12 protein-coding genes are annotated in these 12,226 nt (G+C 47.7%); 8 read left to right on the top strand and 4 right to left on the bottom strand.

The genetic code is table 11. The features are described 5' to 3' along the window. Nucleotides 1-157 precede the first annotated feature (157 nt). Nucleotides 158-1,417, bottom strand: coding sequence for an MATE family efflux transporter (locus C7E00_RS04890; protein ID WP_105303224.1), 1,260 nt, complete (start codon nt 1,415-1,417; stop codon nt 158-160). A gap of 789 nt (nt 1,418-2,206) precedes the next feature. Here C7E00_RS04890 and C7E00_RS04880 point away from each other — a divergent pair. Both C7E00_RS04880 and C7E00_RS04875 read left to right on the top strand, forming a co-directional pair. Further along, on the top strand, nt 2,207-3,427 hold the full coding sequence (locus tag C7E00_RS04880; protein WP_105303222.1) for an IS110 family RNA-guided transposase: 1,221 nt from the start codon (nt 2,207-2,209) through the stop codon (nt 3,425-3,427). Between the two features lie 197 nt (nt 3,428-3,624). Next, on the top strand, nt 3,625-4,023 hold the full coding sequence (locus C7E00_RS04875; protein WP_105303221.1) for a hypothetical protein: 399 nt from the start codon (nt 3,625-3,627) through the stop codon (nt 4,021-4,023). Nucleotides 4,024-4,164: 141 nt separating this feature from the next. Here the strand turns inward: C7E00_RS04875 and C7E00_RS04870 are convergent, their stop codons facing one another. Further along, complete coding sequence (locus C7E00_RS04870) at nt 4,165-4,956, bottom strand: alpha/beta hydrolase (protein ID WP_105303220.1); 792 nt, start codon at nt 4,954-4,956, stop codon at nt 4,165-4,167. 140 nt (nt 4,957-5,096) lie between these two features. On the opposite strand from C7E00_RS04870, the gene C7E00_RS04865 reads away from it, so the two are divergent. Then, nucleotides 5,097-5,777: a YoaK family protein gene (locus C7E00_RS04865; protein WP_204378566.1), complete on the top strand. Its 681-nt coding sequence runs from the start codon at nt 5,097-5,099 to the stop codon at nt 5,775-5,777. Here the strand turns inward: C7E00_RS04865 and C7E00_RS04860 are convergent. Continuing rightward, complete coding sequence (locus tag C7E00_RS04860) at nt 5,771-6,100, bottom strand: winged helix-turn-helix transcriptional regulator (protein ID WP_105303219.1); 330 nt, start codon at nt 6,098-6,100, stop codon at nt 5,771-5,773. The genes C7E00_RS04865 and C7E00_RS04860 overlap by 7 nt on opposite strands. A 125-nt stretch (nt 6,101-6,225) precedes the next feature. On the opposite strand from C7E00_RS04860, the gene C7E00_RS04855 reads away from it, so the two are divergent. Further along, nucleotides 6,226-7,002 (top strand): dioxygenase family protein, encoded by a 777-nt coding sequence (locus C7E00_RS04855; protein WP_204378565.1) that lies wholly within the window; start codon nt 6,226-6,228, stop codon nt 7,000-7,002. Nucleotides 7,003-7,032: 30 nt separating this feature from the next. Here C7E00_RS04855 and C7E00_RS04850 read toward each other — a convergent pair whose 3' ends face one another. Beyond that, entirely contained in the window at nt 7,033-7,257 is a 225-nt protein-coding gene (locus C7E00_RS04850) for a hypothetical protein (protein ID WP_105303218.1), read from the bottom strand. A 137-nt stretch (nt 7,258-7,394) separates the two neighbouring features. Between C7E00_RS04850 and C7E00_RS04845 the strand changes: the two genes are divergently transcribed. The 4 genes from C7E00_RS04845 to C7E00_RS04830 all read left to right on the top strand — a co-directional run bounded on the left by C7E00_RS04845 (nt 7,395) and on the right by C7E00_RS04830 (nt 12,162). Then, nucleotides 7,395-8,366: a DUF4349 domain-containing protein gene (locus C7E00_RS04845; RefSeq protein ID WP_105303217.1), complete on the top strand. Its 972-nt coding sequence runs from the start codon at nt 7,395-7,397 to the stop codon at nt 8,364-8,366. A gap of 85 nt (nt 8,367-8,451) precedes the next feature. After that, on the top strand, nt 8,452-10,386 hold the full coding sequence (locus C7E00_RS04840; RefSeq protein WP_105302474.1) for an IS3 family transposase: 1,935 nt from the start codon (nt 8,452-8,454) through the stop codon (nt 10,384-10,386). Between the two features lie 13 nt (nt 10,387-10,399). Beyond that, on the top strand, nt 10,400-10,840 hold the full coding sequence (locus C7E00_RS04835) for a hypothetical protein (RefSeq protein WP_105302473.1): 441 nt from the start codon (nt 10,400-10,402) through the stop codon (nt 10,838-10,840). A gap of 20 nt (nt 10,841-10,860) precedes the next feature. Beyond that, entirely contained in the window at nt 10,861-12,162 is a 1,302-nt protein-coding gene (locus tag C7E00_RS04830; RefSeq protein WP_105302472.1) for an IS3 family transposase, read from the top strand. The last annotated feature ends 64 nt before the right edge of the window (nt 12,163-12,226 follow it).

Here is a 12,226-nt window from a genome sequence, read left to right as displayed (position 1 = left end):
GATTGGGTCTCCTTATTTTTCTGTTTCCGTGAAGATCGGCATCTGTCTTCTCAGATGGGGGATCCATTCGCATCTGAACCCTCTCTTCGAAAAGCAGATGCGGATCTCTGATGATTCCATGTATTCAGTTTACTGATACCCCTATGTAAAGCAAAGCTTATGCAAACTCTCCATCATCCGGAAGAACCCCTTTCCGGCTGGCCTTTTCCGTATGAATCGCAATGGCAAGACTGATCAGTTCCGCAATCAGAAAAGCAATCCAGACACCTTGAGTTCCAAGAAAAGGCACCAGGATCAGAACTGATGCAATCGGCGAAATAAAACCCTGAACAACTGCAACTCTCGCCGCGCTGCGCGGACGGAGCGTGCTTTCCATATAGACATTGCATACCGTTGTAATGCCTGCCGCAATATAACCAGGAGAGACGATCCGGATCCCGGGGATACACATGGCGACGAGCTCTTGTGTCGGGTGATCCAGAAAAATGGAGATCAGCATTTCCGGATGTATTTCTGCATAGATGGTGTATGCAGATGCAGAGAAGGCTGCAGTCAGCAATCCCATCCGGAACAGCCGGTGAATCCGATCATGCTTCTTTGCTCCAAGATTCACGGCAATCACGGGCTGAATTGCATTCGAGACACCGGAAAGCGCACAGACGACGACATTGCCAAGATTAGCAATGACTCCATATACTGCTACTGCTGTTTCTCCGGCAAGATTCAGAAGAACGATATTGATGATCAGAACCAGAAACGACCGTGAAAACTCCCGGATAAAGCTTGAGAAACCTGTTATCACGACTTTCTTCAGATAGGCAGGTGAATACCCGCAGCGATTCACCTGCAGAGAAGAATCCTTGCGGAACGTCTGCAGAAATTCAATAAGGAACCCGCAGACCAAACCGATGCCAGTTGCTGCAGAAGCACCTGCCAGCCCGAAAGGAAACACCCATACCAGAAGAAAATCCAGACCGATATTCACGCTGGTAGAGACCAGCGTCGCGATTGCCGAAAGCGCAGGCTTGCCATCATTGCGCATATAAACGTTATAAAACGTCTCCAGACAGTAAAAAGGTGCAAAAGCAAACACATAAAACAGATATCTGTATGACTCTTTATAAAATGATGCTCCATCGCAGAGAGCCCAGGTAATCTGCTCTGCAAACACCATTCCCAGAATCATGATCACGAGGGAAATTCCAGCTAACGTCTTAAATGCGGTGCCATAGTATACTCTGGCTTTTTTCCGGTTTCCCGCTCCGATTTCGTGCGAAAAGAGATTGCTGGAGCCATAGGCAAACATATAGCCAAGCGCATAGAGCAGTCCGGTTACCGGAACGGATACATTCAGTGCTGCGATTCCGCCTTCGCCGATCTTCTGACCGACGCAGATCGTATCAATCAGAAAATTCACAGCGATCAGAAATGCCGCGCTGACTGAAGAAATCAGGTAATGGCCAAATACTTTTCTAAGGTCACCGTCCAGAAGATCTTTTTCATTTAATCGTGTATTCAGAATCAGCTACCTCCCAGAAGCCGCAGAAAAGAATTCTTTCTGTCCTGGAAATTTCTCATCAGTTTCCGAGAGAATGCCTTAAGGTCATCAGTTCCGCATGAAAAGAAGCTTCTCCAGACAAAACCATGCATTCACGCATTGATTCTCATATCATTCCTGCAAAGGCATTATACCACAGTTTCGTGTACCCCGTCTTTTTGAGCAGTTTATGTCTATTATAAAGCCTGAGCAGAAATCATGCTTGCATGTTCACGCAGAGCTGCGGAAGAAGCACGGAAAAGCTCCGGAGTTTTGAACCACATATCATCGAAGCTGTTCAATAGTGGCTTAACAGCCACTATTTTTTCTATTATGAAATCAGGAAGAATCCAGTCCTGATTGAGCTGTCATGAGCATATGAATCTACAATGGTAAGGTCAGGATTACCTGGGTGTATTCCTGGCCTTTCCTGCGTATAGGCATATACCGGAAAGGTCTGGGTAAAAGTAAGGACGCCACTTTTTTTAAGCTATCGAACGATAAGCCAGTGACAAAAAACGTCCTGCTTCCCTTTTGTGATATAGCCAGCTTAATCAAAATGTGCAGCCGGAAGTATTCAGGCATGCCGTATCTAATCCAGAAAAATCAGCTGTCGCAAAGGTTCAGGGAAGCTTTACCGCAGACATTTATGCCAGAGGAGGCTCTTTTATGGACGGACCAATTATCACGGTAGATGTCTCAAAAGGCAACTGCCACTATCAGCCGTGGCTGACAGCAGGCCATTCCCTGCGGAAGCCGAAAGTGCTGAACGATACGAAAGATGGCTTTGAAGCATTGTCTGAAACCATTGAGATGGTGAAGGAGAAGAGCGAAGCTGATACAGTCCCGGTAGTATTCGAGGCGACCGGCGTCTACCATCGCTGTCTCCAGAAGTATCTTGATGATATAGGAAATCCTTACATTGTCGTTCCGCCACTGCTGTCTGCAGCTTATCGGAAGACGAACCTTCATGGCAATAAGACAGACAATGCGGATTGTGCCCATATCGCCAAAGTGTATTACCAGGAAGAACATCTGCAGTGCCACCAGAATGAATCGGATACGTATGCACGTCTGCGGGCAAAGAATCGCATGTATGAGAGCGAATTGAAGATCCTGCGGCAGCGGAAATGCACGTTCCGGGCAATGCTGGATGTGATCTATCCGCGCATGGACAATAGCTTCAAAGGGCATGCAAGCCTTTACGTTTCGGTTCCGATGGAAGTGCTGAAGAAATATCCGCATCCATCATTACTTCTCAGGCACAGGGAGGAAACCATTGTGAAAGCGATCCAGAAGCCCGCAGGTCATAAGAAAGGCTTCACTGAAAATATCGTTCACAAGATGTATCAGTGTGCAGAGGAATGTTATTCCGGCGTGGATGCGGACAGTGTGGAAGTACAGCAGTTTCCTCAGATAATCAATGAACTCATGGAGCAGATGGAGCTCTGCAATACATACCTTGAGGAATTGATCGAAGATGCCAGTAAGCTTCCTTCCTTTGCGATTCTGCTCAGTATTCCTGGAATTGGCAGGAACATCGCGGCACGGATCATCGCGGAAATCGGCGATGTCACCCGGTTCAGGAACGCGCGAGGCATCGTAGCATATGCAGGGCTGAATCCGAAAATCAATCAGTCAGGTGAGAAGGATGGGACCCACCTGGCTATATCCAAGAAAGGAAACAGACATCTGAGGTGTCTTCTTTATCTGGCAGCCACGTGCAACTACAGGCTGAAAAAGGGAGATTCTATCTATCAGTTCAACCAAAAGAAAAGGCAGCAGGCTGCCTCACCATTGAAGCCCAAAGCTGCCAATATCGCTGCGGCGGATAAACTATTGGTAGTAATTTATTCGCTTATGAAGAACGGCTCAACTTTCCGTTCCTAAGCAGATTATAGAACGAATTTTCAAAACCGGGGAGCCTGTCTCCTCTTTTCGTGGTGGCAGATCAGAAAAATTCTGAAGCTTATGAATTTATCGAAGAAATCTCTGAAAAAGGACTTGATTTAAGTTATCAAATTTATGTCAGCATATTATATTTTCTAGGTGGTGATATGATATAAGGCTCTCGGGAGGACTATCTCATGTACCTGCGTATTACCAACACTCCTAAGGGTCAGTACCTCACGATCTGTGAAAAGTATCATGGCAAAACAACCGGAAAGAGAAAAGACATTTATGTCAGAAAGATTGGCTATGCCAGTGAATATGCGTCTCAGTATTCTGACCCTATTGCGCACTTCACCGTATGCTTCACAGCGCTTGTTCTGATCCGGCTGCTGCATCTGAAGCTGAAGAAGAAATATCCAGTCGGACAGCTTCTGGAATCGCTCAGCAGATACAGCTGCATTCCGATCAGCGAAAAAGATTATCAGTTCTGCTTCTACAATGAGGTAATCAGAGAATGCGGCAGCGCATTCGATATCAGCCTTGATCGCAAATTCCGGACACAGCAGGAAATGCGCCGGCTGCTGAAATATTAGCGTTCGGCTTCGGAAGATCGCCTATTACACCACACAGACAAAATGGAGAAAGTTGCTTGGTTATGCGGCTTTCTCCATTTTTACCTCAAAACTTGAGATCATAATTTATGCAAATTTTCCCATGCGATTTCTGCAGCTATTCTATCTGCAGATGAACCCGAACGCCGCAAGAACCTCCGGAAGATCTCTGTTCCAGAACTCCCAGCTGTGATCTCCTTCTTCACACCGGAAAGAAACCTGAAGATCGGTATGATGAGCCAGATAATCTGCAAACTTCCGATTCTCTTCATACAGAAAATCAGACTTCCCGCAGGAAAGAAACACCGCCGGCTTCAGAATGTCTGTTCTTCCCTGCAGCTGATCAGCAAGCGCATAGAGATCATTTTCGGACCCATAGTAAGCCTCCTTGCCTCCGAACACCTCATCGAGAGACGACCGGAAATCCGGAACCGGAATCATACCTGCACCTTCTCCCGCCTTTCCATAACAGTCGGTCACCGCTGACAGCGCCGCTATGTGTCCGAATATTTCCGGATGTTTCAGTCCAAGCTTCAATGCACCGTAACCGCCCATGGAAGCACCGGCGATATACTGATCTTCCCGTCTTCCAGAAGCGTGGAAGAATTCATGAACCACGTATGGAACTTCTTCCGCCATATAGTCCTCATACCGGAGTCCATGAACCGCATTGACGCAGAAGCTGCGATGAATGCATGGCATCGCAATGATGACTCCGGCATATTTTGCATACCTCTCCAGTTCCGTCATGCGGATCCAGCTTGTTTCATCTGCCGCATAGCCATGCAGCAGATAGAGCACCGGATACAGATCTTTCCGTTCTCCATCTTTAAAACGGCGATCCGGAAGAAGTACTGTCATCGGCATCTCCATGCCGAGATAATGCGAATAGAACTTCAGATTCACAAGTGTCATAGATTCATCCTCTAACAGAATCAATTCATATTACATCACGCAGAGAGAAGAAACTGATCAGGAATCATTCAATCCGGAATCTTCCCTTGCGCGCAGCCGGATAGACAGCTATAGTAAGTCCTCGGAAAAGAGAACTCAGAATGGAAAGACTTGCTTTCAACCAATCCATACAGATGTCAGAAGCACCGGTCACCGTATTCTTTCTGACCCTGTCCGGCGGCATGCAGGATGCTTATTCCTACTTTGTCCGCGGCAAGGTATTCGCCAATGCCCAGACTGGCAATATCGTGCTGATGAGCCAGCACTTCTTTGCCGGAGACCTTTCTGGCGGATTAAGATACCTGGTTCCTCTGCTTGCATTTTCAGCCGGGATCTTTGCGGCAGAACGAATTCATGCGTCCTTTGCAGGAACAGGAAGAATCCACTGGCGGCAGGTTGTCGTGATTCTGGAAGCAGTCATTCTGCTGCTGGTCGGTCTCTTGCCAGGAAGTATGGATCTGGCTGCGAATGCCCTCACTTCGTTCTGCTGTGCCATGCAGGTAGAAGCCTTCCGGAAAATATCGGGTTATGGGTATGCCAGCACAATGTGCATCGGCAATCTGCGTTCAGGCATGGAAGCCTTATCCATTTATCTGCGCACTCATGAGAGCGAGAAGCTGGTCAGATGTCTGCATTATTTCGGAGTGATTGCGGTCTTTGCATTAGGAGCAGGACTCGGAAGCTTTCTATCATCCTCAATGAGTCATGCGATGATCTGGATCTGCAGCGGATTCCTTCTCGTTTCGTTCCTGCTCATGCTGAAAACGGAATCCCTTCAGTGATCATACTCATTCTCCCAGGCCTTCATGGCAAGAAGAACCTGGTCGAATCCTCTTCCTTTTTCTGTCAATGCATACTGCACTGTGACCGGAACAGTCGGGATCACTGTTCTTGAGATAATTCCGTTCTTCTCCAGGTGGCGCAGGGTATCTGTCAGGGACTTCGTGCTGACATTCAGAGCCTTGGACAGATCGCTGAAACGCATCGTTCCGATGTGAAGCTGTTCCAGGACCAGATAGGACCATTTTCCGCTGAATATCTCAGAAACTCTGCGGATGCTGCGGAGGCATACTGCATCATATACTCTGCTGTGATCTGCACTCATCGTTTTCCCTCCAGCGCTTCACTTTCTGAAGCTTCTTTTCTTTTTCTGACAATATATAAAAAAACTGCGTGATTTACATCTGATATGACCTGAGGCAGACTATCAGCATCTGGAGGTATCAATCTATGAATACAGAACTCATGCCTGTCCTGTTCACAGGACATGGATCCCCTATGAACGCAATCGAAAAGAACAGCCGGGCAAGAACCGGATGGCGAACACTCAGCAAAGAACTGAAACGGCCTTCTGTCATCATTGCCGTATCTGCCCACTGGGCAGCAAGAAGCACCTTGGTCAGAACTGCTGCTGACAATCCGCAGATCTATGATATGTACGGGTTCCCGGAAGAACTGTATCAGGTAAAGTATGCACCGGCGGGTTCTATTGAATATGCTGAAAAAGTTCTGAACCTGCTCGGGAATATTGCTGAAGCGGACAATTCCTGGGGCATCGATCATGGCGTCTGGTCCGTATTATTCAACCTGTTTCCAGAGGCAGATATTCCGGTTGTCATGGTCAGCATCAATGTTGCTGCTTCTCCAGAAGAGCTCTATGAAACCGGCAGAAAACTGAAGCCGCTGCGGCAGGAAGGTGCTTTGATTCTTGCCAGCGGCAATGTCGTTCACAATCTGTCCATGGTCAGCTGGGATATGAAGAATGGCTATGGCTGGGCGAATCAGTTTGACGAAGCCATCCGGGATCGCATCCTGAGCAAGGACTCGGAAGGTCTGCTGAATTATCAGAATATTCATGGCTGGAAACGGGCGGTGCCTACCGCTGAGCATTTCGATCCCCTGCTGGTAGCGGCCGGAGCTGCCGAAGGAGCCTCTTCAGCAAAAGCATGGAATGAATACCGGGAACTCGGATCCATGTCGATGACTTCTTACTTGTGGGAAAACTGATGTGCGGAACCTCCGCACATCTTTTTTCTGTTATGAGATGCTGAGTACAATGATGGTTTCTTCGTTCTTCACCGAATACCTGATTTCCATGCCTGCATAATTCAGCGTGCACACTTCTTCGCTGCCCCGCTTTCCGAAAGGCCGGGGATCCTCTGCAAGAACAGCAGTGAGCAGAACACGCTTCTCTTCCGGGATCCGTGTTTTGGCTTCTGCAGAAAACTCAGCCTTAAGCTTCCGGTAACAATCCGATTTCATTCACGGTTTTCCATGTCCGCCTTCTCTCCCTATCGCTTCTGCTATAATAATTCACAAGGGAGACCATCCGACAATCATTCAGTTTTTCTGCAGCATTTTCTTCGTCGTTGCTGTTTCTATATGGGAGGGAAATTACCATGAAAAATCATCGTTCCAAGCTTCTGCTGACCATTGCTGTTCTCACAGTGCCTGTTTCACTTGCGGCCTGCGGGCAGAGCAGATCTTCTGCAGCTTCGGATACAGCGGCATATTATGCGGCTGATTCTGCAGCAGAAAACGGGGAATACGGGTATGAAGGCGGAGCAGAGATCTCTTCAGAAACCGCAGGTACTTCTGACGAGAATTCTGAAATCACCGGTGACAAGATTGTCTACACCGGGTCTCTTACCGTAGAAACACTCAGTTATGAAGATACAGTATCTTCCATCACCGAACAGATCCGCAGTCTGAACGGCATCATTCAGTCTCAGAATGAATATGATGGCGATACCAGCTGGTATACCGGATCATCTGTCCGTAACAGCAATCGCTGCATGTACATCACCGCCCGGATTCCGACAGACTCTTTTGATACGTTCATGAATACTGCCGGAGACAGCGGCAAAGTAACCAGCCGTTCCTCCAGCACGGAGAATATCTCCAAGAAGTACCATGACAATGACATTGAAATCGAGAGTCTCGAAACTCAGGAAAAGCGTCTGCTGGAAATGCTCGATCAGGCAGAAACTGTAGAAGACATGGTGACGATTGACAGCAGGCTCAGCGAAGTCCAGACCGAGCTGAACCAGAAACGCAGTGATAAAAGCTCCATGGATACCGATGTTGCCTATTCCACTGTCACGATCGAGATTGATGAAGTTCAGCGCTATTCCCCGGATCAAAGCGGACCGGATACTTCTGATTTCACATACCGCCTGAAAGAAGCTCTTTCCGGAACCTGGCAGAACTTCGTCTATGCCCTGCAGATGATTCTGATTGCAGCAATCTATATCCTGCCATTCGCATTGCTGATATTTGCGCTTTATCAGATTGTCCGCATGATTTCGAAGAAGACCGGAAAGCATCTGACCTTCCGGAAGAAGAAAGATCAGGCGCCTGAAAATCACTGAGGTTTCAGAGGACTGCTGTAAAGTGGTCCCTGTAGAAAGGACAGCACTCTGACAGTGCTGAGGTCCTCCTGCAGGGGCCATTTTTATGGGCAGAAAATCCAGAAAACGCAATCCTAAAACTGATTATGTATTCTTCTCTCCAGAGGAAATCCAGATTCTCCAGGCTAATCCGAATGTGAAATTCATCCGGACGAATCACATCGCATTCACCTATGAGTTCAGATGCCGGATGTATGACTGGTATGTCTCTCATCACGAGATCCGCAAGTTCCTGGAGAACAATGGAATCTCCACGAAAATGATAGGGAACCAAGTGATTAAGAAACTGACTGAGAATTTCAGAAAACATGGTCACCCCACCAATGGAAATGGGCCTTCGATTTCTGTTTCTGCGCCGAAGCTTTCAGAAGAAGAAATCCAGCTGCTCATTGACACCGGAGTATTCGTCAGAGCTCGTGGCGGCATCTCTTTTTCAGATGCGTTCGTTAAAGAAGCGATAAGGAGATATCCTGGCACTGACCTTAGAACGCTTCTGAAGGAGCACGGCATTGATCCGAACCGGATCGGTTATCAGAGAATCCATAGGCTTAAACTCCTTCTGGAAGGAAAATTACCTGTTACGGGTAAATTTTTCCGTTCCGATGAAGTGATTTCTGAACTGAAGAGCTGTTCCTGGGTCAGAACAGTCACCCGGAAAAAACTTTCCCTCCGATCAGAATTCTATGAATGTGCTTATCTGATCAGAGACCTTCCGATTCTGGATGTAATGCAGGTATTTGAGATTCCTGCAGACTTGCTCAGCGCGGGAGAACTGATGCGGATTCGATATAAGCTTCTGCACTGGAAGCCGGATCGTGTTAACAGAAAGGTTCATCTTGCCGCTCTGGATCTCAGCACCGCGAAGAAACTGTGCGAGCTGATGGAGAAGATGGAAGAGAGAAAAATGAGTGAGCTAAGAGAAAGCCTTCGTATTACTTCTCCTGAGACTCTCCGGAAAGTGTGTGATCTCATTCATGATCAGGTGAAAGCCTTCCCTTACGTCAGAGGATTCTCGATCAGCGGTGCGTGCAGAATCCTCGGCTTCAGCCACTCTCGCTTCTATCGTCTGAGATACTATGTTTCCAACGGAAAACAGCGTCAGGATGAGAAAGACATTGAACGGATCAGGAAAGTGATTGAATACCGCGGATATCCGAAAGGAACCCGCATGGTGACCATGATGATGCCGAAGCTGCAGAAGACGGTCATGAACCGCAAGAAAGTTCAGAGGCTGATGAGAAAGGCCGGACTGCTGTGTACGGTCAGAGCACCGAAGAAATCCAGGCAGGCAGCCAGAGAACTGCTTCAGAGGAACCGGAAAGAGAATGTGCTGAAGCGCAGATTTCGTCTTGGGAAACCTTATGAACAGGTCATGACAGATGTCACCTATATCAAAGACTGCCGGGGAAATACTTCCTATTACTCTCCGATCAAAGACAGTGTTTCCGGCCTGATTCTGTCTTCTGCAGTAAGCGATACACAGGATCTGAACCTTACTGATGAGATGCTGAGCGGAATCATGAAAGATCAGGATCAGAATACCGTCTGTTCGACAGGAATGGTATTTCATTCCGATCAGGGGGCACTGTATCTTTCCGATGCGTTTCAGAAGAAGCTGAAGAAGATGGGATTCGTTCAGTCCATGTCACGGCGTGGAAACTGCTGGGATAACGCATCCATGGAATCCTTCTTCGGGCATATGAAAGATGAAGCTGACTTCTCCGATGCCCATGATACGTCTGAGATCCGGCAGAAAATCAATGACTACATTGACTATTACAACTTTGAACGGCCGCAATGGAACCGCGGCAGAAAGACACCGATGGACTTTGCCGTCTATCTGAACAATCTTTCTGAGCAGGAATACCAGGAATACCTTTCCAGGGAACAGGCAAAGTATGACCGCATGATGGCCAGGTCTGCAGAAAAGGCACGGAAGCACGCTGCAGATCTTGGTGCTGTGATACCATCGGAATCATAGAGAGGTAATAGAGATGGGTAAGAAGAAAACGAAGTATTACGAGAAACGCAGTGCCATTCAGGAAATTGCAGAGAAGAACGAATACGTGAAGGACATTCACGGAACGAATCTGATCTACAAGACGGAGTTCTATATCAGGATGTGTCAGCAGATGAACAAAGGAATGACGGGAGTGGAAGCTTATGAATCACTCGGCTTCCCGGTAAAGGAACTGGGTACTGATCGTGCAAACAGTGCTGCCAAGCGTGCCAGAGAGATGGAGAAAGACGGATCGTTCGTTGATCCTTCCAGATTTGACGGGAGTATTCCCCGTGATGAGATGGGAGATCTGACGCCGGAGGAAGAAGCCGCTTATTACAAAGCACGGACAGCTTATCTGGAAGCACTGCTCGAACTGGAAAAAAAAGTACACGAACTATTGGCGGAGACGAATACATCATCGAATCCGAACTGAAGAACCATCAGAAGTTCAGAATGGTGTATTACACTCTTCAGAAGCAGGAGACTCAGCCAGCAGGACATGTTCATCAGTTCTCGGCATCAGATCTGTTCCGGATCTTCGGCTGCAGTTCCAGCGGCTATTACAGCTGGAAGAAACGATTTGAGAATCCTGTGGAAACGAAAACGCAGAAAGAAGACCGGGAGATCAAGGAGAAGATGATCTCAATCATCCATAAGCACTGCGGAATTCCCGGAGCGCGGACCTTCCGTACTTACCTGTGGCGTGATTACGATCTCAGGGTGAGCAGAAAACGGATCACCAGACTGATGAAAGAAATGCGCATTACCGCATATGTCCCTCATAAAGATGCCTATAAGGGACAGGCAACTCATTTCCATCCATGTGATGCCAAGCAGAACTATGTCGATCGTGACTTCGGTGACAGCCCGCGGAAAGTGATCCTGACAGACATTACCTATCTCTACTATGGAAGTAATCGCGAGCTCTGCTATCTGTGTGCGTTCAAGGATGGATTCACGAGGGAAATCCTGGGATCAGCAGTAAGCAGGCATATGGATGTCTCTCTGGTTACAGAAGCCTATCACCGTATGATGGACCAGCATCGCAGCGAACTGAATCATCCGGACGCTCTGATTCATTCCGATCAGGGGAGTCAGTACCTGTCCGTTACCTTTCAGAAGCTGCTCGAAGATGACGGCTTCGTGCAGTCCATGTCCAGGCGAGGGAACAGCCAGGACAACGCACCGATGGAATCCTTCTTCGGAAGAATGAAGTGCCAGCTTCTGAAGCTGATCGAGATGTGTCCGGACTATCAGACAGTCAGAGATCTGATTGCAGGCTATATGCACCACTACAATGAGAAAGCTTATCAGTATGATCTTGCCGGTCTTACTCCTGCGGAGTTCTATCAGTACAAGACTACAGGAGTCTATCCATTAGATAACTACTACGGTATCGCAGGAGATCGGATGAGGCCGGTTGAAAGCCTGGTAGAGGATCATCTGAACTATCTGAAGAAGAAGCGGGAAGAAAACGTTCAGAAGAAGAAGGAAGCAGAAAAGAAGCTCCTTCCGATGCACATCATTGCGACAGATCAGAAGAAGCTGAAGAAAGAAATTCAGAAACTGAATACGCTCATTGAAGACTCCAATGAGGAAATCAGAGAACTGGAAGCACTTCTGGAGCGAGTGAGAGCAGCAGGAAAAGCTTACGAAACAGCAGATGAAGAACTGAAGAAGAAGCTTGAGAATCCGCAGGAATGGAAGAACACACCGCCATTTGACTACGTCACAGAAATGGACGCTCTTTACTGATACAGGCACAGAAAGAATAGAGCAGCTTACTTCCCCTGGCCAGAAGATGTTTTCGTCATGCGCA

Source organism: Anaerolactibacter massiliensis (assembly GCF_900290205.1).
Classification (GTDB): Bacteria; Bacillota_I; Bacilli_A; order Erysipelotrichales; family Erysipelotrichaceae; genus Bulleidia; species Bulleidia intestinalis.
Note: the sequence above shows the minus strand (reverse complement) of the source record. Positions and strands in the feature narration are given on the sequence as shown.

Coding starts and splice junctions, on each gene's coding strand:
- C7E00_RS04880 (WP_105303222.1), top strand. CDS start 2,207: ATGGACGGACCAATTATCACGGTAGATGTCTCAAAAGGCAACTGCCAC.
- C7E00_RS04875 (WP_105303221.1), top strand. CDS start 3,625: ATGTACCTGCGTATTACCAACACTCCTAAGGGTCAGTACCTCACGATC.
- C7E00_RS04870 (WP_105303220.1), bottom strand. CDS start 4,956: ATGACACTTGTGAATCTGAAGTTCTATTCGCATTATCTCGGCATGGAG.
- C7E00_RS04865 (WP_204378566.1), top strand. CDS start 5,097: ATGGAAAGACTTGCTTTCAACCAATCCATACAGATGTCAGAAGCACCG.
- C7E00_RS04860 (WP_105303219.1), bottom strand. CDS start 6,100: ATGAGTGCAGATCACAGCAGAGTATATGATGCAGTATGCCTCCGCAGC.
- C7E00_RS04855 (WP_204378565.1), top strand. CDS start 6,226: ATGAATACAGAACTCATGCCTGTCCTGTTCACAGGACATGGATCCCCT.
- C7E00_RS04850 (WP_105303218.1), bottom strand. CDS start 7,257: ATGAAATCGGATTGTTACCGGAAGCTTAAGGCTGAGTTTTCTGCAGAA.
- C7E00_RS04845 (WP_105303217.1), top strand. CDS start 7,395: ATGAAAAATCATCGTTCCAAGCTTCTGCTGACCATTGCTGTTCTCACA.
- C7E00_RS04840 (WP_105302474.1), top strand. CDS start 8,452: ATGGGCAGAAAATCCAGAAAACGCAATCCTAAAACTGATTATGTATTC.
- C7E00_RS04835 (WP_105302473.1), top strand. CDS start 10,400: ATGGGTAAGAAGAAAACGAAGTATTACGAGAAACGCAGTGCCATTCAG.
- C7E00_RS04830 (WP_105302472.1), top strand. CDS start 10,861: ATGGTGTATTACACTCTTCAGAAGCAGGAGACTCAGCCAGCAGGACAT.